This window comes from Microbispora sp. CSR-4 (assembly GCF_008033685.1).
Classification (GTDB): domain Bacteria; phylum Actinomycetota; class Actinomycetes; order Streptosporangiales; family Streptosporangiaceae; genus Microbispora.
This window is the reverse complement of the sequence record NZ_VJVX01000073.1, coordinates 1-25,768: the sequence shown is the minus strand read 5'-3', so window position 1 is coordinate 25,768 and position 25,768 is coordinate 1. Positions and strand designations below refer to the sequence as shown.

The 25,768-nt window shown below is 70.4% G+C and carries 23 protein-coding genes; 9 read left to right on the top strand and 14 right to left on the bottom strand.

The features are described 5' to 3' along the window. Window positions 1-98 precede the first annotated feature (98 nt). Window positions 99-521: an arsenate reductase ArsC gene (locus tag FLV34_RS35305; protein WP_142647777.1), complete on the bottom strand. Its 423-nt coding sequence runs from the start codon at window positions 519-521 to the stop codon at window positions 99-101. 160 nt (window positions 522-681) lie between these two features. On the opposite strand from FLV34_RS35305, the gene FLV34_RS35300 reads away from it, so the two are divergent. After that, window positions 682-996: a helix-turn-helix transcriptional regulator gene (locus FLV34_RS35300; protein WP_142647779.1), complete on the top strand. Its 315-nt coding sequence runs from the start codon at window positions 682-684 to the stop codon at window positions 994-996. After that, on the top strand, window positions 993-2,075 hold the full coding sequence (gene arsB / locus FLV34_RS35295; protein WP_142647781.1) for an ACR3 family arsenite efflux transporter: 1,083 nt from the start codon (window positions 993-995) through the stop codon (window positions 2,073-2,075). The genes FLV34_RS35300 and arsB overlap by 4 nt, the downstream gene beginning before the upstream one ends. A 79-nt stretch (window positions 2,076-2,154) precedes the next feature. On the opposite strand, the gene FLV34_RS35290 is transcribed toward arsB, so the two are convergent. Beyond that, entirely contained in the window at window positions 2,155-2,517 is a 363-nt protein-coding gene (locus FLV34_RS35290; protein WP_142647783.1) for a metalloregulator ArsR/SmtB family transcription factor, read from the bottom strand. A 78-nt stretch (window positions 2,518-2,595) separates the two neighbouring features. Next, window positions 2,596-3,645 carry an NAD(P)/FAD-dependent oxidoreductase gene (locus tag FLV34_RS35285; RefSeq protein ID WP_142647785.1) on the bottom strand — a complete coding sequence of 350 codons (1,050 nt, stop codon included), beginning with the start codon at window positions 3,643-3,645 and terminating at the stop codon, window positions 2,596-2,598. 107 nt (window positions 3,646-3,752) lie between these two features. Between FLV34_RS35285 and FLV34_RS35280 the strand changes: the two genes are divergently transcribed. Next, window positions 3,753-5,108, top strand: a complete 1,356-nt coding sequence (locus FLV34_RS35280) for an NAD(P)-binding domain-containing protein (protein ID WP_261986019.1) — start codon at window positions 3,753-3,755, stop codon at window positions 5,106-5,108. A gap of 4 nt (window positions 5,109-5,112) precedes the next feature. After that, window positions 5,113-6,348, top strand: coding sequence for an MFS transporter (locus FLV34_RS35275; RefSeq protein WP_147945162.1), 1,236 nt, complete (start codon window positions 5,113-5,115; stop codon window positions 6,346-6,348). A 14-nt stretch (window positions 6,349-6,362) separates the two neighbouring features. Here FLV34_RS35275 and FLV34_RS41970 read toward each other — a convergent pair whose 3' ends face one another. From FLV34_RS41970 to FLV34_RS35260, 3 genes are all read right to left on the bottom strand, one after another. Further along, complete coding sequence (locus tag FLV34_RS41970; RefSeq protein WP_222709743.1) at window positions 6,363-6,503, bottom strand: GNAT family N-acetyltransferase; 141 nt, start codon at window positions 6,501-6,503, stop codon at window positions 6,363-6,365. A gap of 187 nt (window positions 6,504-6,690) precedes the next feature. Then, complete coding sequence (locus tag FLV34_RS35265) at window positions 6,691-7,791, bottom strand: GTP-binding protein (RefSeq protein ID WP_261986018.1); 1,101 nt, start codon at window positions 7,789-7,791, stop codon at window positions 6,691-6,693. A gap of 325 nt (window positions 7,792-8,116) precedes the next feature. Then, the gene (locus FLV34_RS35260; protein WP_147945160.1) at window positions 8,117-8,506 is read right to left on the bottom strand and encodes a helix-turn-helix transcriptional regulator; all 390 of its coding nucleotides are present in this window, start codon (window positions 8,504-8,506) and stop codon (window positions 8,117-8,119) included. 128 nt (window positions 8,507-8,634) lie between these two features. Between FLV34_RS35260 and pepN the strand changes: the two genes are divergently transcribed. Continuing rightward, on the top strand, window positions 8,635-11,085 hold the full coding sequence (gene pepN, locus FLV34_RS35255; protein ID WP_147945159.1) for an aminopeptidase N: 2,451 nt from the start codon (window positions 8,635-8,637) through the stop codon (window positions 11,083-11,085). 1,376 nt (window positions 11,086-12,461) lie between these two features. On the opposite strand, the gene FLV34_RS35250 is transcribed toward pepN, so the two are convergent. From FLV34_RS35250 to FLV34_RS35225, 7 genes are all read right to left on the bottom strand, one after another. Further along, the gene (locus FLV34_RS35250) at window positions 12,462-13,697 is read right to left on the bottom strand and encodes an NAD(P)/FAD-dependent oxidoreductase (RefSeq protein WP_142647795.1); all 1,236 of its coding nucleotides are present in this window, start codon (window positions 13,695-13,697) and stop codon (window positions 12,462-12,464) included. A 15-nt stretch (window positions 13,698-13,712) separates the two neighbouring features. Continuing rightward, window positions 13,713-15,062, bottom strand: a complete 1,350-nt coding sequence (locus FLV34_RS35245; RefSeq protein WP_168065935.1) for a metallopeptidase TldD-related protein — start codon at window positions 15,060-15,062, stop codon at window positions 13,713-13,715. Continuing rightward, window positions 15,046-16,425, bottom strand: coding sequence for a TldD/PmbA family protein (locus FLV34_RS35240; RefSeq protein WP_142647799.1), 1,380 nt, complete (start codon window positions 16,423-16,425; stop codon window positions 15,046-15,048). The genes FLV34_RS35245 and FLV34_RS35240 overlap by 17 nt, the downstream gene beginning before the upstream one ends. Next, the gene (locus FLV34_RS42905; RefSeq protein WP_147945158.1) at window positions 16,416-17,345 is read right to left on the bottom strand and encodes a methyltransferase domain-containing protein; all 930 of its coding nucleotides are present in this window, start codon (window positions 17,343-17,345) and stop codon (window positions 16,416-16,418) included. Before FLV34_RS42905 ends, FLV34_RS35240 begins: the two co-directional genes overlap by 10 nt. Then, window positions 17,300-18,811 (bottom strand): radical SAM protein, encoded by a 1,512-nt coding sequence (locus FLV34_RS35230; protein ID WP_168065937.1) that lies wholly within the window; start codon window positions 18,809-18,811, stop codon window positions 17,300-17,302. The genes FLV34_RS42905 and FLV34_RS35230 overlap by 46 nt, the downstream gene beginning before the upstream one ends. A 121-nt stretch (window positions 18,812-18,932) precedes the next feature. Further along, window positions 18,933-19,067, bottom strand: coding sequence for a hypothetical protein (locus FLV34_RS42900; protein ID WP_259402773.1), 135 nt, complete (start codon window positions 19,065-19,067; stop codon window positions 18,933-18,935). A gap of 105 nt (window positions 19,068-19,172) precedes the next feature. Continuing rightward, window positions 19,173-20,849 carry an OPT/YSL family transporter gene (locus tag FLV34_RS35225; protein ID WP_147945157.1) on the bottom strand — a complete coding sequence of 559 codons (1,677 nt, stop codon included), beginning with the start codon at window positions 20,847-20,849 and terminating at the stop codon, window positions 19,173-19,175. Window positions 20,850-21,577: 728 nt separating this feature from the next. Between FLV34_RS35225 and FLV34_RS35220 the strand changes: the two genes are divergently transcribed. The 4 genes from FLV34_RS35220 to FLV34_RS35205 all read left to right on the top strand — a co-directional run bounded on the left by FLV34_RS35220 (window position 21,578) and on the right by FLV34_RS35205 (window position 25,572). Then, window positions 21,578-21,826 carry a hypothetical protein gene (locus FLV34_RS35220; RefSeq protein ID WP_147945156.1) on the top strand — a complete coding sequence of 83 codons (249 nt, stop codon included), beginning with the start codon at window positions 21,578-21,580 and terminating at the stop codon, window positions 21,824-21,826. A gap of 137 nt (window positions 21,827-21,963) precedes the next feature. Then, the gene (locus tag FLV34_RS35215) at window positions 21,964-22,995 is read left to right on the top strand and encodes an inorganic phosphate transporter (RefSeq protein WP_147945155.1); all 1,032 of its coding nucleotides are present in this window, start codon (window positions 21,964-21,966) and stop codon (window positions 22,993-22,995) included. A gap of 250 nt (window positions 22,996-23,245) precedes the next feature. Further along, window positions 23,246-23,650, top strand: a complete 405-nt coding sequence (locus tag FLV34_RS35210; RefSeq protein WP_147945169.1) for an arsenate reductase ArsC — start codon at window positions 23,246-23,248, stop codon at window positions 23,648-23,650. A gap of 653 nt (window positions 23,651-24,303) precedes the next feature. Beyond that, the gene (locus FLV34_RS35205; protein ID WP_261986017.1) at window positions 24,304-25,572 is read left to right on the top strand and encodes a site-specific integrase; all 1,269 of its coding nucleotides are present in this window, start codon (window positions 24,304-24,306) and stop codon (window positions 25,570-25,572) included. Between the two features lie 27 nt (window positions 25,573-25,599). Here FLV34_RS35205 and FLV34_RS43500 read toward each other — a convergent pair whose 3' ends face one another. Further along, window positions 25,600-25,749 carry an integrase core domain-containing protein gene (locus tag FLV34_RS43500; RefSeq protein ID WP_369074152.1) on the bottom strand — a complete coding sequence of 50 codons (150 nt, stop codon included), beginning with the start codon at window positions 25,747-25,749 and terminating at the stop codon, window positions 25,600-25,602. Window positions 25,750-25,768 lie beyond the last annotated feature (19 nt).

Here is a 25,768-nt window from a genome sequence, read left to right as displayed (position 1 = left end):
ATGCCGGCCCGCCGGCAGGAGGAACGCGACGGGGCGCTGCCGCCGACCGGAGTACGCCCGCGCGAGGACACCCGGGGGTGGCGGCAAGAGCGGCGAGATCAGCTTTCTTGCTGCGCATCGATCTCGGCGATCAAAGCCTGGACGCGGGTGTTGATCTCGTCGCGGATCGGCCGGACGGCCTCGACGCCCTTGCCTGCGGGGTCGTCCAGTGCCCAGTCGAGGTACTTCTTACCAGGAAAGATCGGGCAGGCATCCCCGCAGCCCATGGTGATGACGTAGTCGGAGGCCTGCACCACCTCGGGGGTTAGCACCTTGGGGGTCTGGCCGGAGATGTCGATGCCGACCTCCTTCATCGCCGCCACGACGGCCGGGTTCACCTGCTCGGCGGGCAGCGACCCGGCGGAGCGGACCTCGATGCGGTCGCCGGCAAGCTGGGAGAGGAATCCGGCGGCCATCTGGGAGCGGCCGGCGTTGTGCACACAGACGAACAGAACCGACGTGGTTGTAGCGGTCGTGAGCATCTTCCTTTTCTTTCTCGCCAATAGTGGTGGCGGGCAGGCGCGGGGCAGGGTGGCGAGCAGGTCGGTGACTCGCCCGTCGATCGCGTCGCGAATGGCGTGCCGAAGGTGGGCCGGGGCGTCAGGTTCGCATCAGCGCCGGCTGATGTGAAAGTATCAGTACATGCTGATGTCAGTCGACACTGATCTGTTGCGGGTGCTGGCCGATCCCCTGCGGCTGCAGATCGTGACCCTGCTCGCCCGGGAAACGCTGTGCACCACGCACCTGGTGGAAGAGACCGGCGCGCGGCAGACCAACCTGTCCAACCACCTGAAGGTGCTGCGGGACGCCGGGGTGGTGGACACCGAGCCGTGCGGCCGGTTCACCTACTACCGGCTCAAGCCTGACGTCATCGCCTCCTTGGCCGGGCAGTTCGCCGAACTGGCCGATACCGCCCGTGCCACCGCCGCCGCCGGCAGGAAGAGGGCCTGCCCATGACGGCCCCCGAGCCCGCGCACGCCGCGCCCAGCGGCGTGGCGGGCAAGCTGTCGCTGCTGGACCGTTTCCTTGCGGTGTGGATCCTGGCCGCCATGGCCCTGGGCCTCGGTCTGGGCCGCGGCGTCCCGGGACTGAACGCCGTGCTGTCGAAGGTCGCGATCGGCGGCATCTCCCTGCCGATCGCTCTCGGTCTGCTGATCATGATGTATCCGGTGCTGGCCAAGGTCCGCTATGACAAGCTCGACGCGGTCACCGGCGACCGCCGCCTGATGATCTCTTCGCTGGTCGTCAACTGGATCATCGGCCCGGCCGTGATGTTCGCCCTGGCCTGGATCTTCCTACCTGACCTTCCGGAATACCGCACCGGTCTGATCATCGTCGGCCTGGCCCGCTGCATCGCCATGGTCATCATCTGGAACGACCTGGCCTGCGGCGACCGCGAGGCCGCCGCCGTCCTGGTGGCGCTCAACAGCGTGTTCCAGGTCCTGGCGTTCGGCCTGCTCGGCTGGTTCTATCTGCAGGTGCTGCCCGGCTGGCTCGGCCTCGGCCAGGGGCAGCACCTCGGCATCTCCTCATGGAAGATCGCCCTCAACGTCGTCATCTTCCTCGGCATCCCGCTGCTGGCCGGATTCCTCACCCGCCGCCTCGGCGAGCGCAGGCTCGGCCGCCAGCGATACGAGAGCGTGTTCCTGCCGAAGATCGGCCCGTTCGCACTGTACGGGCTGCTGTTCACGATCGTGATCCTGTTCGCTCTGCAGGGCAGGACGATCACCTCCGAGCCCGCCGACGTCGCCCGCATCGCGCTGCCGCTACTGGCCTACTTCGCGCTGATGTGGTTCGGCACCTTCGCCCTCGGCAAGACCCTGGGCCTGCCGTACGACCGGACCGCCACGCTGGCCTTCACCGCGGCCGGCAACAACTTCGAGCTGGCGATCGCGGTGGCCATCGCCACCTTCGGCGTCACCTCCGGCCAGGCCCTGTCAGGGGTCATAGGACCGCTGATCGAGGTCCCCGTGCTGGTGGCGCTGGTCTACGTCTCCCTCGCCTGGCGGCGCAGACTCGCCCCCGCCACCCCCTGACAAGACACCCGTCGGCGGCACGTGTGCTGCTCCGGTAAGTCCACAGCGGACCCGCTGCATACAGGCCCGAACAGTGTTCTCAGACGCGCGCGGCGCCGGTCAGCAGCCGGCCCATCCCGGCCAGCACGCTCGGCTCGACCCGGTAGTACACCCACGTGCCCCGCCGCTCGGAGGCCAGCAGACCGGCCTCCCTCAGCTTCTTCAGATGGTGAGAGACGGTCGGCTGGGAGACCCCGACATCGGAGATGTCGCACACGCACGCCTCGCCGTCCGGCGCGGAGGCCACCGCGGAGAACAGGCGTAGCCGCACCGGGTCGCTGAGCGCCTTGAACATCGCCGCCGTCCGCTCGGCTTCTGCGGCCGTGAGCGTGCGTTCGGTGAGCGGCGGGCAGCACGGCACGACATCAGGCTCCAGCACTGGCAGCGTCCGCGTATTCGACATGCATCTATGTTGACATACGTCGAACCAACGCGTGAGGGCCCACCAGTGCATCCGCCGCAGTGGGTGACGCACGGCCGGTCAGCGGCGCAGGCGTGCAGCCAGCCGGCGGGCGGCGCGGGCGGCGTCCCGGCCCACCCCGCGCAACGAGTTGGACGACAGGCTGCGCTGCCATTCCAGCCCGACGTAGGCGAGCAGAGGATGGGTGAGCGAGGCGCCGTCGCGGTGTAGCGGACGCCCGGCCGCGTCCAGCACGCCGAGCCCTGCCAGATAGGGGAGATCGGGGCGGTAACCGGTGGCCAGCACGATCGCATCCACCTGCTCGGTCGTGCCGTCCGCCCAGGTCACCTTGCCGTCGCCGGCCTCGACGAACAGGGCACGCCGATCCGGGGCATCGACGTCCAGGGCTGAGCGGTAGCGGCCGTCGTCGAGGACCGGCTGCGTCGGAGGTGTGCGCAGCAGGCGGCCCAGCGGCGCGGTGTCCAGCCCGGTGACGGTGAGCCAGAAGTGCAGGTCCCGGCCGAGCAGGTGCTGACGGGCGAACCGCACCGGAGCGCGGGTCGCCAGCGTCACCCGCGCCACCGTGGCGAGTTCGGCGGCGATCTGCACCGCGGAGTTGCCCGCCCCGATCACGATGACTCGCTGACCGGCGAACGGCTCCGGGGTCCGGTAGTCGGCCGCGTGCAGCACCGTCCCGGTGAAGTTCTCCAAACCGGGCAGCGCCGGCCGGTAGGGGTTGCCGAAGGTTCCACTCGCCGCGACCACCGCGCGCGCGGCGAGGCGGCTGCCGTCCTGCAGGGTGATGCCGAACCCTTCGCCCTCCGCGCTGACCTCCGCCACGCGGGCACCGGTGCGAATGTCGGCGTCCAGGCGGGCGGCGTAGGCGGTGAGGTAGTCCACCACCTCGTCACGGTGCGGGTAACGGTCCGGGTCGCCGCCGAACGGCATCCCCGGCAGCGAGCTGTAGCGGGCCGGGGAGAACAAAGTGAGGCTGTCGTAGTAGTGCGGCCACGACCCCGCCGGCCGGTCCGCGGCCTCCAGCAATACCGGCGTCACCCCCTCTCGTCGCAACGCGTACGCCGTGGCCAGCCCCGACTGGCCGCCCCCGATCACCACAACCTCGGCTTCCATGACGAACCCTCTTCCTATTTCGATGAATGTCTATGTTGACGAACATCGAAACAGATGCCATGCTGGCCGCGCAACTCATAGACGAATGTCGAATCAGAGGAGACGCCGTGACCACGTCCGCCGCCGAACTGCCTGTCATCGTGATCGGAGCCGGTCCCGTCGGCCTGGCCGCCGCCGCCCACTTGGTCGAACGCGGACTCGACCCACTGGTGCTGGAGGCCGGCCCGGCGGCCGGATCCGCCGTCCGGGATTGGTCACACGTGCGGTTGTTCTCCACCTGGGGCGAGGTCGTCGACCCCGCCGCCGAAAAGCTGCTAGCCCCGACCGGCTGGGTCCGCCCGGACGCGGCGACGTACCCGACCGGCGGAGACTGGGCCGAGCAGTACCTGCAGCCGCTCGCCGACGCCCTCGGCGACAAGGTCCGCTACACCACCACAGTCACCGGCGTGGCCAAGGCCGGACGAGACCGGATGGTCGACTCCGGCCGCGACGAGCAGCCCTTCACCGTGCACGTACGCACCGGCGACGGCGGTGAAGAGCGCATCAGTGCCCGTGCGGTCATCGACGCCTCCGGCACCTGGACCACCCCCAACCCGCTCGGCGGCGACGGGCTGCCCGCCCTCGGTGAAAAGAGCGCGACCGACCGCATCTCCTACCGTGTCCCCGACCTGCGGGACCCGGCCGTACGCGCCCGGTACGCCGGTCGGCGCACCGCGGTGGTCGGCTCCGGCGCCTCGGCCTTCACCGCGCTGGCGGCCCTTGCCGACCTGGCCGAGCAGGAGCCGGGCACGCACGCGGTCTGGGTCCTGCGGCGGAGCATCGGCGCGGGCACCTTCGGCGGCGGCGAGGCCGACCAGCTTCCCGCACGCGGCGCCCTCGGCCTGGCGGCCAAGGCCGCTGTCGAGGCCGGCCACGCCAGCGCGGTCCCCGGCTTCCGCACCGCCGCGATCGAGCATGACGGCGACCGCCTGGTCCTCGTCGCCGACGACGGCCGGGCCACCGAACCGGTCGACGAGGTCATCGTGCTGACCGGATTCCGCCCCGACCTGTCGTTCCTGTCCGAGGTGCGCCTCGGCCTGGACGAGCGCCTCCAGGCCCCGCTCGCGCTGGCGCCGCTGATCGACCCCAACGTGCACTCCTGCGGCACCGTCTACCCCCACGGCGTGAACGAGCTGTCCCACCCCGAGCAGGGCATCTACCTGGTCGGCATGAAGTCCTACGGCCGCGCCCCGACGTTCCTGGCCATGACCGGTTATGAGCAGACGCGCTCCATCGCCGCCGCCCTGACCGGCGACCGAGAGGCCGCCGAACGCGTCGAGCTCGTCCTGCCCGAGACCGGGGTGTGCGGCGGCTCCGGCCTGTTCGACCAGGCGGACACGGCGCAGGCGTCCGGTGGCTGTTGCGCTGCCCCGGCCACGCTGCAGATCGGTATCGGCGCTCCCGTCTCCTCCGGCGGCTGCTGACCCGGTGACCGACCTTCACGATCACACGGCCGCGACCGGAGATGACGACCGGTCGCGGCCGCGTGCCGTCCTGCCCGCCCTGTGCGCCACCCAGATCACCAGCTGGGGCGTGGTCTACTACGCCTTCCCGGTGCTCAACCCGGCCATCACCGCAGACACCGGCTGGCCGGCTCCCGCCACCACCGCGGCCTTCTCCGCCGCCCTGCTCGTCTCCGCCTTCGCCGGCATCCCCGTCGGCCGCATCCTGGACGCCCGCGGCCCACGGGCGGTGATGACCATCGGGTCCATCCTGGCGACGCTCAGCGTGCTGGCCGCCGCCTGCGCGCCCACTCTGCCATCCTTCACCGCGGCCTGGCTGCTGGCCGGGATCGCCATGGCGGCCACCTTCTACCAGCCGGCTTTCGCCGCCGTGACCCGCTGGTGGGGACCCGACCGCGTCCGCGCGCTCACCATCGTGACCCTCGCCGGCGGGCTGGCCTCCACCGTCTTCGCCCCCCTGACCGCCGCCCTCGCCGAGCACCTGTCCTGGCGCACCACCTACGTGGTGCTCGCCGCGATCCTGGCCGTCGTCACCATCCCGGCCCACGCTCTCGCGCTGAGAACCCCCTGGCCCCTCGCTCCATCGCCGCCGTCCGGGCAGCCTGCACATGGATCTGGCGATGCACTGGTGAACGTGGCCAGGAGCAGGCCGTTCCTCCTGCTGACTGCCGCGCTGACCGCCTCCGCCTTCGCGATGTACGCCGTCGTCATCGCGCTGGTTCCCCTTCTCACCACGCGTGGTGCCTCTACCACGGCCGCCGCCTGGGCACTCGGCCTGGGCGGAGCCGGTCAGACCCTCGGCCGCCCCCTCTCCGCCCCCCCCGCCCGCCGCACCGACGTGAGGCTCCGCACCGCCGCGCTGATGGCGGCCGGTGGCGCCACCACCGCCGCCCTGGCCATCATCCCCGGACCGATTGCACTACTCACCGCGATCGCCGTCGCCGCAGGCATGGTGCGCGGCAACCTCACCCTGCTCCAGGCCACCGCCGTCCCCGACCGCTGGGGCACCGCCCACTACGGCCGCCTGTCGGGCCTGCTGGCCGCCCCCGCCACCATCGCCGCAGCTCTGGCTCCCTTCGCCGGGGCCGTTCTCGCCCCACCCCTGGGCGGATATCCGCAACTGTTCACTCTGCTTGCGGCCATGTCCGCCCTCGCCGGTCTCCTCGCCCTGGGCACCGGCCCCAACCGCATCAGGCACTGACACCACCGGTGACATCAGATGGCCGGGCTACGGCGTTCGATCATGACGACGTCGCGCCAGACGCCGTGGTGGCGTCCGATGCGTTCGCGGGTGCCGAGGACGCGGAAGCCGACCACCTGGTGCAGAGCCAGGCTGGCCGTGTTCTCGGGGAACACACCGGATTGGATGGTTTAGATGCCGGCGTCCTCGCTTGCGGTGACGAAGGCGTCCAGAAGGGCACGCCCCAGGCCCCGGGAACCGTAATCGGCGTGGACGTAGATGCTGTGTTCGACGACGCCCGCACAGACAGGACGGGCGGAGCGGGAGGCAGCCACCCAGGCGCCTGGGGCGCCCGGCTTCACCTCATCCTGCCGCGGCGGGGATCCGGTAGGTGGGACGCGGGTAGCCAGGCTTGAACGACGGGATGCCGGCGCTCTGTACGGCCGATGTGCCGGTGGTGGCGGACCCCGCCTCCACCGCCTCCGCCACCGCGGCGTCGAGCTCGGCGGGCTCGCACGCGACGCGGGCGTTGAGCCGTGCCACCGCCTCGGTGAACGTCCTCCCCGCGACGGCGTCCACGGTCGGCTCGGCGCCCCCGGCGGTCACGCTCACCTTGCTCAGGTCACCGGCGGACTCGAGGCTGACCTTCACGTGGCCGATCATCCAGGCGTTGCGAGCGGCGGCCGCGGACAGGTGCTCCATCAGCCCACGTGCCCAGGCATCGGGGTCGAAACCCTCCGCCGCCGTCACGTCCAAGCCGAGGTTCAGCCACGCCAGCGCGGCCTCGGCGTTGGCGTAGCGGTCGTAGTCGATGTCGAGACCGCGCCTCGCGGGCTCCGCGCCCAGCCAGAGAGACACCAATTGTTCCAGACCTTCCCCCGTTTTCGCCGAGTAGCCGAGAACGGTGGCGGTCGGGTACCGCTCGCGCAGATCCGCGATGACGGCGGCGGCCTTCGCCGCGCCGAGCAGGTCGATCTTGTTGAGCGCGATCACGTCGGCTTCCTGTAACTGCTTACCGAACAGGTAGGACATGTCCGACTCCGTGTCGTCCAGCGGCAGCGACGTACGGAGCGCGTCAAGCCTTTCCGGTTCGACCACGACCAGGAGAGGTGCGGGCGTGAACCGCTCACCGTAGTGGGCGCTGAGCGGCCGGATGACAGTGGCCTGCAGATCGGTGCAACTGCCCACCGCCTCGGCGAGCAGGGTGTCCACCTGGTGGCCGTCGACGAGGCGCTGCGCGACGGTCAGCAGGTCTTCGAATCGGCAGCAGAAACATCCGCCCGTCACCTCACCGGCCTCCGCGATCGCCGACCTGGCGAGCTGTGTGTCCACCAGTTCGGTGCCCTGGTCGTTGGTGATGACCGCGACATTCCGGCCCTGCGACTGGAGATGTTTCGCGACCGCGACGAGAGTGGTGGTCTTGCCCGCACCGAGAAAACCACTCAAGGTCATGAAAGTGATCAACCGGCGTTCGCCTCACTTCTGCTAACGGTGCTCCGTACAGATATCGCCGCATGGCACGGCACGAGTGAGTATTCACGTCACGGGGTGTCGCAGGGGTTTCGGTGATCCGCTATCCGCCAGCCAGCTAACAGCGTCCGTTCCACGAGGTCAAGATTCCCGACGACAGGAAACAAACGATTAACAATGCCGCGAAGTCACACCAGAAATGGGTATTGATGACAATCAATGCAGGTGCTATCATAGTTGAAAATTTATTCGTGCGCGAAAGAAGTCGCGCATCGTTTCCGCAATGAGGGCAGCGATACGCGACCGATCGCCGGATCGCCTATCGCGTGGCGGCGGCGGGCAGGGCGATGATGTTGGTCAATGCGGTGAGCGCCTCGGGCACGACACGGTAGTAGACCCAGGTGCCCCGGCGAGTAGACGTGACGAGCCCGGCGTCCCGGAGAACCCTGAGGTGATGGCTGATGGTCGGCTGGGTGAGGTCGAACGCCCCGACGAGGTCGCACACGCACGCCTCACCGTCGAGGTGGGAGGCGACGAGCGAGAGCAACCGCAGCCGTACGGGGTCGCCGAGCGCCTTGAAGCCCGCGGCCAGCTCGATGCTCTGCTCCCGCGTCAACGGCTCCGTCACCCGGGCCGGGCGCGGCACTCCGGGTTCGACCGCGGGAAGGTCTTCATGCGGCAGCAGCACAGGCTCGTCGTGCTCGGCCATGGCGATCAGGTCCTCTCCCTAAGCGCCCCGGGCGTGGATCACCCGGCCGCATCCCCCACGAGTCTAGACAACCCTTCCGCGCAGGAGGTCTCGTCATACCGCGTCCCCCGTTGACCCATGCCGAGGCGATGAGGCGTGGTGCTCTGCTGCGCGTGCGGTCGTACGACATTCACCTCGACCTGAGCCGCACCGGGGAGCCGGTGTTCCGCTCCACGAGCACGATCCGCTTCACCTGCGCCCGGCCGGGTGCTTCCAGCTGGGCGGACGCACTGCCCCGGCGGGTGCGTGCCGCCGTGCTCAACGGGCGGCCGGTCGAATACGACGGCGCGGGCCGGATTCTCCTGCCCGGTCTGGCGGCTCGCAACGAGCTGACCGTGGAAGCGGACTACGACTTCTCCACCAGTGGCGAGGGCCTGCACAGCTACACGGACCCGGTCGACCATCAGGTGTACGTGTACAGCCACCTGCAGCCCGGCCACGCCCCGCGGGTGTTCGCCTGCTTCGACCAGCCCGATCTCAAGGCGTCCTTCGCGATCAGCGTGACCGCTCCGGACGGATGGACCGTGTTGTCCAACGCCCCGCTCGACGGCCGGCCCCAGGCAGGCGTCCACAGGTTCGCGCCCCCCCCGCCGATCAGCACGTACGTGGCGGCCGTGGCGGCCGGCCCGTGGGCGTCGTGGACGGAGCACCGGGGAGGCGCCGTGCCCCTGGGGGTGCACTCCCGGCGTTCCCTGGCGGCGGACCTCGACCCGGCCGTGCTGCTGGAGCGGCTCCGGGCGGGGGTGGCGTTCTTCGCCGAGGCGTTCGCGACGCCCTATCCGTTCCGCAAGCTCGACCTGTGCTTCGTCCCCGAGTTCAACTTCGGGGCCATGGAGAACGCCGCCTGCGTGTTCGCCGCGGAGACGTTCGTGTTCGACCGCGCGGTGACCCGGTACGCGCACCGTCGCCGGGACGAGATGATCTTCCATGAGCTCTCCCACCAGTGGTTCGGCGACCTCGTCACGCTGCGCTGGTGGGACGACCTGTGGCTGAGCGAGGCGTTCGCCACCTGGGCCGGCGTCCACGCGCTGACCCGGCTCACGGGGGACGCCGGCGCCTGGGCCGACTTCGCCGCCGGCAAGAAGGCGCACGCGTACCTCCTGGACCAGTCGGCCTCCACCCACCCGGTGGTGACCGGCGTCCCCGACGTGGACGCGGCCGGGTCGGCCTTCGACGCGCTGACGTACCACAAGGGCGCGAGCGTGCTGCGCCAGCTCGTGGCCCGCTTGGGGCTCGACGTGTTCCTGGAGGGCATGCGGCGCTACTTCGCCGACCATTCCCACGGCACCGCCGGCCGTGCCGAGATGCTCGGCGCCCTGGAGAAGGCGGGCGGCCGGAACCTGACCGCCTGGGCCGACACCTGGCTGCTGACGGCCGGGCTCACCGAGGTGCGGGCCGACTTCGACGTCGACGGTGCCGGGCGCTTCACGCGTTTCGACCTGCTGCAGGAGGGAGTGCCGAGGCCGCACCGTCTCGCGGTGGGCGTCTACGCGGAGGACCGCCACGGCGATCTGGTCCGTGTGCGCAGGCACGAACTCGACGCCGACGGCCCGCGCACGAGCGTCGACGCGCTCGTCGGCAGCCGGCGCGGCGCCCTCGTGCTGCCCAACGACGGCGACCTGACGTACTGCCGGATCGTGCTCGATTTGCGTTCGACGGAGGAGATCGTCCACCGGATCGGCCGGCTGGCCGATCCCATGGCTCGCTCGCTCTGCTGGACGGCGGCGTGGGACATGGTCCGGCACGGGGAGCTGCCGCCGCGGCGGTTCCTGACGATGGTCCTCGGCGGCCTGACGGCCGAGACGCAGATCGGCGTGTTCCAGCGGCTCCTCGTCCGGGCCGCCACGGTGCTGACGGCCTACACCGAGCAGGGCTGGGCCCGTGCCCACGGCTGGCCCTCGTACGTGGACCTCCTGCTGGAGGTCGCCGGCACCCACGACGGCGACGCGAACGGCGACGCGGACCAGAGGCTGGCGGCGGCGCGGGCCGTCGCGGACGCGGCGCTGACGGCCGCTCACGTCGGCACGGTGCGGAAATGGTTTCACGGAGCGGCCCCGTTCGACGTGGACGACGCGTTACGCCGCAGGCTCGCCCGGTCCCTTGTCGCGCACGGCGAGCCCCTGGAGGACGTCACCGGCGCCTTCCCCGCCGCGGGAGACCGGCTCACCGAACGGCTCAGGGCGTCGGTGCCCACCGCGGAGGCCAAGGAGTGGGCGTGGACGACCATACTGGGCAGCGGGAGCGTCGCGCAGGTCCGCGCGCTCGCCGACGGGTTCGCCCACCCCGCGCACCATCACCTGCTCGCGCCGTTCGCGCGGCGCTACGCGCACGACGTCCCCCCGCTGCTGGCCGCCGTGGGAGACCGGGAACCGGCGCATACGATCGCCGTCCGGCTGTTCCCCTCCTGGGCGGTCTCACGGCACACGCTGAGACTGATCGAGCGCCTGCCCGCCGATGACCGGTTCGTCAGGCTCACCGGGGCCGCCAGGGCCGAGCTCGCCCTCGCCGTGGACCTGTCCGAGCGGGACGCCGCCGGGTGACAGCCACTCCTCCGCGCCGCCGCCCGCGGCGAACCTCCCGAAGAGCTCCCGCATGGCCGGCCCGGCGTCCGGGCCCGCGTACCACCGCTCCCCCGCCCGGCCGGTCAGGTGGTCCCACAGCGTCTCGCGCAGCATGAACGCCTGGTGATACACCAGCGGGTAGCACGGCTTGCCCTCCAGGTAGGTCTGCATCCGGTCCCACGCGGCCCCTGGGTCCACCGCGACGCCGAACTCCCGCTCGTACGAGCGCACATACTCGGCGGCCGGGTCCGGGCAGCCGTCGTGCACCGCCATCTCGTAGCAGAGGCTGGTCGCCACCAGGCGCCGTACGTGCTCACGCGCGAAGGCGAGGCGCTCCGCGGCCTCGGCGCCCACCATGACGCCGAGGTGGCGCCGCTGCCAGTCCGGCCGCCGGACGACGCGTTCCAGGGCGAAGCCGAACGCCTCGGTCAGCGCCGGGTGCGTGCGCCACAGGTCGGCGGGGTGCCGGGTGCCCGCGGTGAAGTGCAGCGCGTGCCCGAACTCGTGCAGAAGTGTGGCATGGTGCCCCAATGTCGTGCCCGGCGTGGTGGACACCCGCACGTCGGCCGGCGGCGCGACCGGCGAGCAGAACGCCGTGCCCGACTTGCCGGGCCGTGCGACGTCGTCGACGAGGATGCGGTCCAGGCATCCGCCGAAACCCCACGCGCGTACGGTGGAGCGCACGCTTTCGAGCGCGCCGCGGGCGCCCTCGGGCAGGACGGCGCGTGCGGCGACAAGGCGAGCGTCCCCCATGGACGGGGTGGCGATCGCGTCGCGTGCCCGCCAGTCGTCCCATCGCTTGAGGAACCCCGCCCGCGTGGCGTCCAGCCAGTTCCGGGCGTGGGCCACGAACCGGTCCACCTCCGGGTGCAGCGCCCGCACCAGCGCGGCGTGCGTCGGGAACCCCAGCTCGGCCCGCGCCTCGGCGTACGCGTCGAGCCAGCGCCGCCGGCCCTCGCGCAGCCGCTCCCCGACGTCCGCGAGCGCGGCCCGGACCTCGGCACGCCGCCGGTCGTCGGTGACCGTCCGCGAGAGGGCGACCAGTTCCCCGTGGGTGAGCGTCCTGCCACCGGCTTCGGCGGTGACGGTGCGCTGGAGCAGCCGCAGCCGCGCGGTCGCCTCCGTCAGCCGGACGCGGAGGTACCAGAGGACCAGCTCCCCGGCGTAGTGCAGGTCGCCGTGCTCCAATGCCGTGAGGACGAGCCCGCCGTCGGTCAGCCAGGTGAGGCCGCCCTCCGGCCGCGCCGGGTGGTCCTCGCCCTGTCCCGTCGCGGCCAGCCAGCGGGCGTGGGCGACCCTCGCCTGGAGGGCCACAAGATTTTCAACGTGGGCGGCCAGGTAGCCGGGAACGGCGGTCACGACGGGTCCACCGAGGCGGCCGGGGGCAGGCCGAGCACCTCCGAGGCGCCGTCGGCGACCCGCTGCCAGAACTCACGCCGGTCCTCCGGGAGCCCGGCGAACAGCTCCGAGCAGCGGCGGGTCATCTCCAGTGCCAGACCCGGATGGGCCAGCACGCCGCGGATCCACGCGAGCTGCCCGGGCTCCGGCGGGTCGATGCGCAGCCCCGCGAGACCCGCGCGGACCTTCCGCCCGACACGCTCGTCCAGGGTGGTCGCGTAGCTCTCCCGCGCCTGCGGCGTGTCGCCGTCGACCGCGAGCGGCACCGTGGCGGCGAGAGTCTCCGCCGCCGCGCAGGCGTCGGTGATGCCCGCGCCGAACAGCGGGTCCTTGTGGCAGTAGGCGTCGCCCGCCAGTCGCCAGCCCGGCCCCGCCGGCTCGCGCTGGAAGTTCCGCAGGCTCTTCGACGCGTACACGGGCGAGACCCGCCGTGCCGTGCGCAACCGGTCCGCCATGGCGGGGATCGACCGGAGCAGGCGCTCGTACCCCTCGTCGCCCCCCGCGTCCGCCCGGAGGGCCGCGTGCTCTTCCATGGGCGCCGACACCATGATCACCCATCGCCCGCCGTCGCACGGGCCGACCTGGAGCACGTGGCCGTCGTCGTGCCACAGCTCCAGCGCGGGCGAGGGCATGGGGACGACGTCCTCCCAGTAGGCGTGGAACGTGCAGCGCATGGCCCCGGCGTCGAAGGTGGTGGCCGCGCGGACATGACGGGCGGTCGGAGAACTCCGCCCGTCCGCGCCCACGACGATCCTGGCCTTCTCCGACCACCCCGCGCCCTCGATCCCGGCGACATGGTCACCGTCCCAGCGCAGGGACCGCACCGGGCTGCGTTCCCTGATCTCGGCCCCATGCCGGCTCGCGGCGCGCAGCAGGATCCCGCTGAGGGTCTCCCGGCGTACGCACAGGTTGTAGTGGTACGGCGAGCGGGGCAGCATGGGCGCGCCGTAATAGCCGCCCTCGACCTCCAGGTGCCAGCGCCGCAGCGGTGGCGCGCCGGTGGCGAGCACCTCGTCCAGCACGCCGAGCCGGTCCAGGAAGGACAGCGCCGTCGGGCCGAAGAAGTGGGTGGAGACGGCCGGGGCGGGCAGGCGGGTGCGGTCGCACAACAGCACCCGCAGACCCTCCCGCGCGAGCAGGGCGGCGCTCGCGGCCCCGGTGACGCCGCCCCCGACCACGATCACGTCATACATCGGCCGCTCCTCGCGTCATGTCCCACCGGCCAGCACGAACGGCATGCGGCCCGACCAGATCCTGCTCACGGCCCACCGGCGGTCGCTGACCGCGCGGAAGCGGCGGCCGAGCACCTCACGCAGGTCCAGGGCGATCGGACGCTGCCGGAGGATCCCGGCCACCCGTCCGTCCCTGATTAGAAATCCGAGCCGCAGCCTGCCCTCGACGACCGGTGAGAGGCCGGCACGCTGGTGCCCGCCCATCAGCGACTCGACGAGCACCCCTTCGCGGACGCCTGCCAGCAGGTCGTCGAAGGAACCGACGTCGGCCGATCCGGCGGACAGCGTCGCGCCGTTGAGAACCGGCGTGGCAGGTTTGAGCACCGTGCGGCGCAGCGCGTTGCCCCGGAAGCCGTGCCCTGTGGGCGCCGTCCCGCACGCGGCCGCCGTACGGACGCTGTGGTACGCCCGGACCGGGACGCCCCGCTCGACCAGCGTGAGGGGCGCGCATGGCACGCCGTCGTCGTCGCTGCCCGGCCAGGCCAGCCCGCCGGTGCCCTCGTCGTCCGGGTCGTCCGGCGCGGCCGGCTCCGAGGGATGGTCGCGCAGGCCGATCGAGGGGTGCAGGAACGGCTCGCCCAGATGCCCGGCGACGAACGAGCGGCCCGCGGTGACGGCGGTGCCGTTCAGCGCGGTGACCAGCGGGGTGAGCAGGGTGTGCACCGCGGACGGGGCGAGCAGCACGTCGTGGTCGCCGGAGGGCGCGTCGGCGGCGGGCAGCCCGTCCCATCCGGCCGCGGCCTCCAGCCACGCCGAGAGCGCGGCGGGCAGCTCCGGCGTCCGGGTCCAGCCGGTCCACGGCAGCTGGACGGCCGTCCCTTCCGCCAGAGCGGCGATGTGGAAGAACCGGTCCGAGGTCGTGGTGCGCCGGTCCGGGGCCGCGCGGTGCACCGCCTGTTCGGTCCGGGTCACCGTGCCGTGCACGGTCAACCCGGCCGAGCGTTGCAGCGCGCCCAGCCGCTCGGCCAGGAGCCGTACGGATCGGGTGCCCTGATCCGGGGCGGGCCTCTCGGCGGCCAGAAGGGCGGCGTTCCTCCCGGCGACCGGGTCGGGTGACGCCGGGGGCCCGTGAGCCGCGTTCCGTACGGCCTCGCCGACGAGCCCGCGCACGTCGTCGAGGCGGGTCGTGGTGGCCGTGCCCACCCGGCCGTGGAGGTGCACCCGCAGGCACAGCGCCGTCTCGTGCGCGGACCTGACCAGGTCGGGCACGCCCGAACCGACCTCCACCACGGTGTCGTCGCGCTCGACGGCCAGGATCTCCCAGTGGCCGGCGCGGGCCGCGGCCTCCGCCGCGACGTGGTCCAGCCGGTCAGCCAGAGGTGACACGTATGCCTCGCAATCGCAGCATGGGGGCCCAGGAGCTGACCGGCAGCCCGTTCTGGCCCTGCTTGCCGCAGCTCGCCGAGGTGTCGCCGCGCCACTGCTCACGGCCGATCGCGTCGATGGCCGCGAAGGCGCCGAGCACGTCGCCGGACAGCACCACGCCTCTGACCCGGCCGCGGACCTCGCCGTCGCGGATCTCCCGGCACTCCGCCGGCAGGAAGGTGAATCCGGCGCGGTCGGTCTGCCCGCCGAGCACGCCGCGGGCCAGCAGCCCGCGCGCCACACCGCCGATCATCTCCTCCTCGGAGGCGGCACCGGGGGCGATGGCGATCGTCCGCAGCCGGGGCAGCGGCGGGTGGCGGAAGTTCAGGGCTCTGGCGTTTCCGGTGGGGTCCTCGCGGAAGGCCGCCGCGGTGGAGCGATCGTGCAGCCGGGGCCGGGTGACGACGCCGTCGCGCAGCAGCTCCACCGGAGACCCCGCCGTGCCCTCGTCGTCCACCGGTACGAATCCCCGCGCACCGGGACGTCCGGGGTGATCGGTGATCGTCAGCATGGACGGGCCGAGCCGGCGTCCGGGGGCCAGCGACCGTTGCAGAGGCGCGTCCCCGAGATGGTGATCGGCCTCGGCGAGATGCCCGATCGTCTCGTGGGCCCAGATGCCGGCCAGCGGGCCGTCGCAGACCACGTCATACTCCCCCGGTGCCACCACGGGGGCGGCGCGCAAATCCACCGCGGTCGCGACGGCGGCCTCCACGTCCGGGCCCAGACCCCGCACCACCGAGAAGTCGCCGCCGCTGCCGGCCGACACCGAGCCGGCGGTCCTCGCGGCGCCGCCGTCGGCGTAAACGGTGATCTGTAGCGTCAGGTCCCTGCGCCGGTAGGAGACACCGGTCCCCTCGCTGGTGAACAGCTCCACGTCCGCGACCGACTCGCGGTAGTAGACGAGCGCCCCGGTCACGCCGGTATGCGCGGCCAGCGCCGCCGCGTGGTAGGCGCCGAGCAGTTCCACCTTCTCCGCCAGCCCGACCGTCTCCGCGAGCTCGCCGATCTCGCCGGGACGGTCGTCCCGATAGGGCCGGTGTGCGGCGAGGCGTCCCGCCGCACACCCCAGCTCGACGGCGTCCCGCGCGGCCCTGCGCAGCACCGGCCCGGCGTCCATGGCGGTGTCCGACGCGAACGCCGACCCCGACCGGCCGATCACACGGGCACAGCACCCCTCGTCACGGCTGGTCACGCTGCTTTCCAGGCCGTCGCCGCGCCACACCAGGTCGACGGTCCTCGCGCGTTCGACGCGTACCTCGGCGTAGTCGTCCGCCCGGAGACCGACGTCCCGGAAAAGCGCGGGCGAGCCGCCGGTCAGCAGCACGGTCGGGCGGGGCTGTCGTCCCGGTAGGCGAAGATCATGGCGCTGGTGACCTGCGCACCGTCGCGGTACGGAACGAGCCCGTCGCTGCGCATGTCCACGCTGCCGAAGCCCGCGCCGAGCACCAGGTCACGGTATTGGCTCTCGGTCATGCCCACCACGCACCGGGCGAAGTCCTCCGCGCCTGCGGACTCGCCGGCCGCCACATCCGCCGGGGGCGGGCCGTCGTCGGAGTACACGACATCGGAGATCACCGCCACCCCTCCCGGGCGCAGGACCGCCGCGACCGCGTGAAGCACTTCCTTCTTGTCGGGGAACATGCCGAGGACGCAGTTGCTCATCACCACGTCCACGCTGGCCTCACGCACCGGTGGGCGCCGGATGTCGCCGACCCGCACGTCGATGTTCCTGAGCCCCATCTCCCTGGCCGCGCGCCGAGCCGTCCTGACCATCTGCATCGACGCGTCGACGCCGATGACCCGGCCCGTCTCACCCACCCTGCGCGCGGCGATCAGCAGATCCAGCCCGGCGCCGCAGCCGAAGTCCACGACCGTCTGCCCGGGGCGCAGGCCGATCGCGTTCATGGGCGAGCCGCAGCCGCTCGACAGCTCCAGGACCCAGCCGGGGATCTCGGCGAGCTCCTCCGGGGTGTAGACCGACGTGGGAGAACAGCACAGCGTGCTGGTGCCCTGCACCGCCAGCGCGTCGTAACGCTTCTTGACGTGCGTCTCGACGGGAACGGGACGCTGGTCGGCCGGGACCGCTTCCAGGGCCGCTTCCGGGGCCACGCAGCAGCCCGACGCCTCGTCCGCGGTCGCCGGGGCGCATCCGCACGCGGCCGGCTCGACGACCGCCTCGATCGACGTTCCCGGCCGGATCAGCTCATCCAGGGAAACGAACCCACGCGTGTCATCTGCTCCCACGTTCCCTCTTCTCCTTCCGGTCGGTTCGCGTGCTCCTGCTGCCGGCGCAGCGCCATGGGCAGCAGGTAGGCCAACTGGGTCTCGACACGCGTCGTGATGCTGGACACCTTGGGGCAGTAGCAGGTGTTGAAGTCGCCGCCGTTGGCCGCCCACGCCTTGATGGGGCAGCCGCCGCCCCCGCAGAACAACTTCACGTTGCAGTCGCGGCACATGGGCACGGTGTCCACGTGGCGGTGCCGCCAGGGATCCCGGTAGCCGGCCGCGTAGCTGAACTCGGGATAGAACGTCCCACAGGCGTGCTGGGGACGGCCCACGGTCTCGGGGCAACCGTAGATCTTGCCGTTGGGGTCGAAGGCGACGACGCTCGTGCCGGCGCTGCATCCCTGGAGGTTGGGCCGCAGGCGGTCGCCCTCCAGGACGGCCGACCTGATGCGGGCGAGGTCGGGCTGCAGCATGCGGTCCACCAGGGGGTTCTGCTGAACCATGCGCCAGAAGGCCTCCTGGAGCCCGGCCTTGACGTCCCCCCGGACCATGCGCTTGCGCTTCTCCTCGGGGTGGTCGGGGGTGACGTACAGGAACGTGGTGGCCTTGGTGAAGCCGTTGAACAGGCGGATCTTCGGGTGGTCGAGCCACCCCTTGGCCTGTGCGAACTCCGCGAAGCGCGGCATGTCGTCCACGCTGTCCTCGTCGATCAGCACCCGGATCAGCACGCGGATGCCGGCGTCCGCGGCCACGTCGATGCTGCGCTCGATGAGCTCGAACGTCGGCCTGCCGTTGCGGAACACCCGCCGGGTGTCGTGGGTCCTCGGCGTGCCGTCCAGGCTGACCTGGACCTCCTCACAGCCGTACTTGAGCAGCATCGGCACGTACGCGTCCAGCGCCACGCCGTTGGTGATCGCGGTGACCGGGTAGCCGCGGTCGTACGAGCCGCGCAGGATCTGCTCGACGGCGCCGCGCTGGTAGGGCGTGTCCAGGAGCGGTTCCCCGCCGAACAGGGTGATGTACGGCGGGCCGGAGTTCTGGTGCCGGTCCTGGATCTCGGGGATGGTGTCGAACGCGGCCTCGATCATCTCCTCGTCCATGCGCGGGCTCCTGGTGGTCAGCTCGCCCTCGAAGCAGTAGGGGCACGCCAGGTTGCACACGAACGACGGGATGAACATGAACTGGAACGGCGCCTCCTGGATCGCCTGGAAGTAGCCGTCGACGATGGCGCGGTAGCGCGCCTCCTCCTCGGCCAGGTCGGTGCAGACGTACCCGCGCTCCAGCAGGCCGGCCACGAGCTCACGGTCGACGGCCTCTCCGGCGCGGACCCGTTCCAGCGCGGCGACCTCGGCGGGGGTGACGATGTCCATCGATCCGGACACCGCGTTGGCGAGGACGCTCACCTTGCCGCTCTCGCCGAGATAGGCCGGGTCCAGGGTGCCCTCGGGGAGCTCCACCGAGAAGGTGACGGTGTTCGGGCTCACAAACATGGTGTGTCTCCCAGAAACGGTGTCCTGTGGTGCCGCCGGGGGTGGGTGAGGGGGCGGGCCGGGAAGTGGAGGGCGCGGCAGGGGATACCTGTGCCGTACGGTCCGCCGGCCACGGTCACTCGCAGCCGTCGGGGTCGTTGGCCATGATGCTGGTCACGACGTCGAGGTTCTTCCGGCCGCGCATGGCGGTGCAGCAGTCGGTCTGCTTCTCGGACACTTCGGCGTTCTCGATCATGGAAATGGCGATCATAGGTATCACCTCCTCCGCTGTGATCTCTGCCGCGCTCTCCGGCCCGCTCCCCGCCGCGTCGCGGCGGGGAGAGTCGTTGGTGGGGCGCGTGCCCCGGGTTGCGGGTCACCGCAGGACCTCCCGCACGATGAGCACCGCGATGGTGATCAGGCCCTCTCCGATGATCAGACCGGAGGCGACGATCTCGGTGCCGCTGCGCCGGCCGGGGTTGCGGCGGGTGAGCAGCCACTGGGTCAGGCCTCCGGCGGCGAGGGTCAGCGAGTTCGCGGGGGGAAGCAGCACCCCGAGGCCGATCATCGTGGGCATGGCCGAGGTGAAGGCAAGGCCCAGGCCGAGGGGGCTCGAAACGGCCAGCGCGAGGGCCACGGTGGCGGGGTATTCGGCCGATCCCCGGACGGTGGTGTCCACGAACTGGACCGCGGTGGCCACAGGAGCGGGAAAGGAGCCTCCCCCGAGCACACCCGCGCGGCTGAGCACCGCGATCACCAGGACGCCGACCACGGCGCCGGCAAGGCCGCCCGCCAGTTGCGTCCAGCCCGTCAGCCGCCCGGGCGGCTCGGCCAGTCCCTCGGGACGGTCGTGGGCGACCTTCACCGAGTAGGTGAAGTACACGGCGGCGAGGGCCGCGCAGCAGATGGTCGAGGCCATGAGCAACGCCGCCGTCCGGTCCGCGCCGGATACGGCGAAGGCCACGACGCTGAAGTAGAGCGCCGGGGACAACGGAACCAGCCCGATCTCGCCGCCTGCTCGGGTGAGGAACACGGTCATCACGGCGAGCAGCACGACGCCGAGCAGGCCGTAGCCGAGGTAACGCAGAAGGGACGGGTACACCAGCGCCGGCAGCGCCGTTCCCACGAGGACGGCGACGGCGAGCCACCGCGTGGGGCCCCGGAGCAGGCGGCCGCCCTGGAGGGAACGCGCCAGCGGGCCGCGGACGCGGGCGATCGAGGCGAGGGAGTAGCCGAGGATGAGGCCGACGCCGGCGGCGAGCACCCAGGGATAGGACAGATGGTCGCTGTACGCCACGGACCGGCCCTCGGTGCCGTCCTGGACCGCCCACACGACGACGGTGTACGCCGCGCCGGCCGCAAGCCAGGCGCACGCGCGCGGGCCGATGAGGAACCCGACTCCGTACAACAACGGCGAGAGGGCCAAGGCCAGATGGGTGCCCGTGACCTCGGGCGTGACCTCGTGACCCCATAGGGCGACCCCCAGGGCCGACGCGGCGCCCACACCGGCGGCGATGGGAAGCATACGGCCGAGCCGGTCGCTCTCCCCGTCCTTGGGGCGGCTGAGCGACGCCATCAGGGTGATGGCCGGCTTCAGGGTCGGGTAGGGCAGCCTCTCGGCGACCACCAGCGTCCGCGCGACGAGCCCTCCGAGGAGGATGCCCACGGCGTTCGCGGCCATCGCCAGCACCACCAGGAAACCCCAGGCCGGCAGCTCACCGGCCCGCAGGACCACGGCTCCGACGCCGGTGTCCAGCGCGGCCGTGGCCATGTATCCGCTGGACGCGATGGAGAAGACGACGAAGAGACCCTGCCAGCTGAGCGCTCCCGCCACCCGGAGCAGCGCCGCGCCCAGCGCGGCCACCAGCGCCGACCCTCCGAAGGACGTGCCGGTGCGGAACAGGACCAGCACGTTGAGGACGCAGAGCAACACGCCGATGGCCAGGCCGATGAGCGTGGCCCAGACGTACGATCCCCGCCAGCCGGCGAGGGCGCCTACCGCCGGAGTCGGAGGCGATGCAGTGGAGGATGCGGTGCGCTCCTCTCCGCCCACAGAGCGCCCCCCATCTCGACCAGGTGAACTACATTGATAACTATCGATCCAGCCGACAGGTGCACATTAAAAGGGGCCGACGGCAATGGTCAAGAGTCTTGACGAGATTGTCTATTCGTGCACACGACCCTTGTTACGCGACCATTACGAAACGTTTCGGAATTGCGCCATACCGCATGTCGGCCAATTGCACCGGACCACAGCGTTCGATCGGCGAGCCAGGGGGCCGGCCCCTACACGTCGGGTCGTCACCGCGCCCGAACCTCGGCCGTACAGCCCGACCTCCTGCGCGTTTCCCCTCTTTTTGGCCTGACCGGAAATACGCGATCGCGACCCGCTTCTCGGCCCGGCAGCCAGTGTCGTGCGGTCAACCCATCTCGTCACCCTGAGTCCGTCAAGGTAAGCCGTCGAGCGGCTCGAGTAATCACCGGCGGTCAAGACCAGTCAATAATTGTTTACAGGATCTTCATCCACAGATCTTGACGATAGCTCCGATAGTGCTGACGCTATTTCCGTCGGACAAGGGATCTACGACCCAAAGGCCGGTGATGCGTGAACGTCGAACAGGCCGTACGACAGCGCTACAGCATTGCAGCGCCGCGTCGCGGATCCCCGAGGCAGGCACGTGCCGCCCTGATCCGGAATACCTTGCAGCGATTCCCTCAGTTGTATTGGAGAAGGATTACCGCTGCGGAGTTCCCGTCGGTTACGCACGACCGGGCGACCGGGTGCTCGACCTGGGCAACGGTGCCGGGGCGGTCTGTTTCATCGCCTCACAGGCCGTCGGCTCAGCCGGCTCCGTTTTGAGAATCGACATCGATGACGACATGTTGTCGGTCCGCCACGGCGCCTGCGCGCTGTACCGCGGACCTCTCGCCACGGTCGCTCACGGCACAGGGCTGCGACTGGTCCTGCGGGGGCGGTTCCTCTCCGGCCGCAGGACGTGCGACGACCCCGAAGGCAACCGCGACTGCTGACCCTGTGGAAGACGGCGCCTGATGCGCCGGTCCGAGATTGCTCTTCGGTCTGATGCCCGCGGACGTGTAGTCAGGCCCCGCCATACCTCTCGCTGCGCGCTCCCGCACGAGCACCGCTACCCCCCGGAGGCATACCCATGGAAGTGCTCGTACTTGTGCTCGTGCTCTTACTGGCCGCCGCCAACGGAGCGAACGACGTACCGAAGGGTGTCGCCACGCTCGCCGGCGCGGGCGTGACGAAAATCCGCACGGCCATCGCATGGGGCACGGTAGCCACCACCCTCGGGTGCCTCGTCTCGTTGACGTTGGCCTCGAAGATGACCGAACTCTTCTCCAAAGGCATCGTCTCCGCCACGCCCACCCCGGCTTTCACGGTCGCGGTGCTGATCGGAACCATCTTCTGGGTCGTCTTGGCCACCGTCCTGAAGTTGCCCGTCTCCACCACCCACGCCCTGGTCGGCTCGCTTCTCGGCGCAGGAAGCCTGTTCGCCGGCTCCGCGGTCGAGTGGAACGGACTGCTCGGGAAGGTCGTGCAGCCGCTGCTGCTGAGCATCCTGGTGGCCTACGCCATCTCAGCCGTATTAGGAATCATCACCCGGAAAGTCGTGTCGATCCGTACTGCGAGAACGGAAAGAATCCAGGCTCCGGTCCCGGACGGTGCTGCGGCGCCGGTCGGGACCTTGACGGCACAGGTCGAGCGGACCAAGGCGCAGCAAGCCGTCGGAATCGCTCACTGGGCGACAAGTGGCCTGGCGAGCTTCGCCCGGGGCCTCAACGACGCGCCCAAGATCGTTGCTATCGGCTCCTTCGCGATGGTGGGCGGGATGACCCCGACCGGTCTGCTGTTCGCCGTCACCGCGGCCATGGCCATCGGAGGTGTCGTGGCGGGCTCTCGCATCGCCGACCGGCTCGCGTACTCCGTTATCAAGATTCCTCATGTCGAGGGTTTCACCGCCAATCTCACGACCGCGAGCCTCGTCGGACTGGGTGCCATGTTGGGCTTGCCCATGTCGACCACGCAGGTGTCGGCAGGGGCCATCTCCGGCATCGCGGCCAATGACCTGTCCAGGCTCAACAAGAAGACGGTCCGTGACCTTCTGATCGCTTGGTTGTGCACACCGCCTGTCGCCGCCGCCGTAGCCGCGGGAGCGTATTTACTGCTCAGGTAGCGGGAACAGCAGACGGGATTGCCGCCGGCCGCCGTTCCCGGCGGCAATCCCTTCTCGGCAGGAGGCCTGGTGGACCGAGGCGGCGTACGTCAACCAAGGATGCCCCTTGTCGCCCCGCGTCATCTTGGCCACGGCGGACAGCGACGGAGGAGCCCTGCGGTTGCATGCAGCGGGAGCAGCGCTTCGAGGACTGGTGACCATCGGCCAGAGCGAATATCAGGAACTCCCAGACAGATCGAAGGGACCATCCATGCCCCCGATGTCCAGCGTCCTGTTCGTGTGCGTACACAACGCCGGCCGTTCCCAGATGGCGGCCGGCTGGCTCGCGCACCTGGCCGGCGACCGCGTCCAGGTCCGTTCGGCCGGGTCAGCGCCCAGGGAGCAGGTCAACCCTGTCGCCGTCGACGCCATGCGCGAGGTCGGCATCGACATCAGTGCCGAAAGACCGAAGCTGCTCACTGCCGACGCCGTTCAGGCATCCGACGTGATCATCACCATGGGCTGCGGTGATGCATGTCCTATCCTCCCCGGCAAACGGTACGAGGACTGGAAACTCGACGACCCGGCCGGGCAAGGCATCGATGCTGTGCGCGTGATACGGAATGAGATCTACGACCGTGTGAAGGTTCTGATGGTCGAACTTCTGAAGCCCTGATGCGCTTCCCAGGAGTACGGGGGTGGCTCTCGTGGTCGGCGTCCTTGGCACCGACCTCGCCCACAACCTTCGGGTCTCTCACGCCTCGTGAACACGATCGGGTTCGAGTGCGGCGAGCAGCGGGGTGATCAGGAAGGCCAGGAGTCTATCCTCTAACGGCTCCCCGCCACGACCCGCACGAGAGCGGTTCCTCTTGGACGCTTCTAAAAGCGGCCACTCTTTACAAAGTAGATTCTTTACCGCTGGATCCGCCCAAACGGACAGTTCCCTCGATGACGAGGAAGCTCATCTGAACACGGCGGCCACACGCACCCTCGTTGACCGTGGATCCCCTGGTCAGCGCCGGTATTGATGGGCACCGGTCGGGAGCGGTCGGCACGTTCGTCTTCACGGTCAAACGACGGTCAGACAGCAAAAGAGCCTGATCACTTGGAGAGTGATCAGGCCTCTGACCTGCTACAACAGTGTCGGGACGGCGGGATTTGAACCCACGACCCCTTGACCCCCAGTCGCGTTTTCGCGTTCATTCGACTCCCTCGCTCCGGGGAGCGCAGTCGCTACTATGCAGGTCAGAGGCATGATTTTCATGCCGAGCAGTACCGGGAGATGACGCCGACTGACGTCGGATCCGGTGACACAGCGATGACACGATCATGGGGGTCGGAATGGGCTTCTCCCGCAAGCGGATCGACAGCAGGGGCCGGGTTCGCTATGCCGCGCTCTATCGAGACCTGCGCGGCGAACAGCGGTCCGCTGGCACCTTCGGGAGCAAGCGCGAGGCCGACAAAGCCTGGCAACGAGCCGAGGCCAAGCTCGACGAGGGGCGCGCCGGCACCCCGGCTCGGAGCAAGCAGACTTTCCGGCGGTATGTCGAGGAGGAGTGGCTGCCCCATCACGTTATGGAGGCGACGACCCGCGAGGGCTACACCTACTCGATCTATGCCCACATCATGGACTGGTTCGGGCCCATGCGCATGATCGAGATCCTGCCCAGCGACGTACGCGCCTGGGTGAAGGACCAGCAGGACCGCGGCCACTCCCCCGCCACCATCCGGCTCAACAAGTCGATCCTCAGCGGCATCTTCACAACGGCACTGAATGACCAGGTCACCGCGCTGCACCCGTGCAAGGGGGTGAAGACGCCAACAGTGCCGAAGAAGCCGCTACGGATCGTGTCCCCTGAGGAGTTCGACAAGCTCTACTTCGCGCTGCCCACCGAGGAGGCTCGGCTCCTGGCCGAGACCGCCATCGAGAGCGGCATGCGCTGGGGCGAACTCACCGAGCTCCGCGTCAAGGACCTCGACGTGCTCAGCCGGATCGTCACGGTGAGCCGGACGATTATCGAGATCAACCCCAAGCATCATCCCGAGGGGAAGCGGTTCCTGATCAAGGAGTATCCGAAAGACCGGGAGTTTCGCCGCTTCAAGCTCAGCCCGCAGATAACGGCGAAGCTCAAGCAGCACATCGAAGACAGCAAGCTCGAGCGGGACGACCTGCTCTTCGTCTACCAGCCCGAGGAGTCCGCGCCGCAGCCCAAGGTGGAGCCAGCAGAGCACCTGGGCCTGACCGAGCCGAACACTGCCGGACGACGGTATCGGCATGGCACACTCAGCGCGTACTCCGCAGGCAAGTGCCGCTGCGCGCACTGCAAGAACGCCTACGCCATTTACCGCGCCGAGCGCCGGTCCTCCGGCAAGGACAACCCCCGCCGGCCACGCCGCTGGGACACCGACGGGCACATCCCCCGCCGCTGGTTCCGTGACCAGGTCTGGCGACCCGCACTGGCCGCTTCAGGTCTGGAGTTCAAGGTCAAGATGCACGACCTCCGCCACGCCCACGCCTCGTGGCTGCTGGCCGGCGGCGCCGACCTCCAGGTGGTGAAGGAACGCCTCGGCCACGGCAGCATCTCCACCACAGAGTGAACCGCGCCGAGTTTCGTGGAGGCCGGGTTAGCTGGCTGGGGTGAGGATAGCCGTGGCGGTTTGTGTTCGGTAGTGGGTCTCGAATTCGGCTGGTGGGAGGTCGTTGCAGGCGCTGTGGAGGCGCCGGTTGTTGTACCAGTCGACCCATTCCATGGTGGCGATCTCGACGTCGTCCAGGCCGTTCCACGGGCCGCGC

Excerpts from the sequence above, each read along its gene's own strand:
- pepN (WP_147945159.1), top strand. The coding sequence starts at position 8,635 with ATGAGGCGTGGTGCTCTGCTGCGCGTGCGGTCGTACGACATTCACCTC.
- FLV34_RS35250 (WP_142647795.1), bottom strand. The coding sequence starts at position 13,697 with ATGTATGACGTGATCGTGGTCGGGGGCGGCGTCACCGGGGCCGCGAGC.
- FLV34_RS35290 (WP_142647783.1), bottom strand. The coding sequence starts at position 2,517 with ATGTCGAATACGCGGACGCTGCCAGTGCTGGAGCCTGATGTCGTGCCG.
- FLV34_RS35285 (WP_142647785.1), bottom strand. The coding sequence starts at position 3,645 with ATGGAAGCCGAGGTTGTGGTGATCGGGGGCGGCCAGTCGGGGCTGGCC.
- FLV34_RS35205 (WP_261986017.1), top strand. The coding sequence starts at position 24,304 with ATGGGGGTCGGAATGGGCTTCTCCCGCAAGCGGATCGACAGCAGGGGC.
- FLV34_RS35210 (WP_147945169.1), top strand. The coding sequence starts at position 23,246 with ATGCCCCCGATGTCCAGCGTCCTGTTCGTGTGCGTACACAACGCCGGC.
- FLV34_RS35260 (WP_147945160.1), bottom strand. The coding sequence starts at position 8,506 with ATGGCCGAGCACGACGAGCCTGTGCTGCTGCCGCATGAAGACCTTCCC.
- FLV34_RS35305 (WP_142647777.1), bottom strand. The coding sequence starts at position 521 with ATGCTCACGACCGCTACAACCACGTCGGTTCTGTTCGTCTGTGTGCAC.
- FLV34_RS42900 (WP_259402773.1), bottom strand. The coding sequence starts at position 19,067 with ATGATCGCCATTTCCATGATCGAGAACGCCGAAGTGTCCGAGAAGCAG.
- FLV34_RS35300 (WP_142647779.1), top strand. The coding sequence starts at position 682 with ATGCTGATGTCAGTCGACACTGATCTGTTGCGGGTGCTGGCCGATCCC.
- arsB (WP_142647781.1), top strand. The coding sequence starts at position 993 with ATGACGGCCCCCGAGCCCGCGCACGCCGCGCCCAGCGGCGTGGCGGGC.
- FLV34_RS35215 (WP_147945155.1), top strand. The coding sequence starts at position 21,964 with ATGGAAGTGCTCGTACTTGTGCTCGTGCTCTTACTGGCCGCCGCCAAC.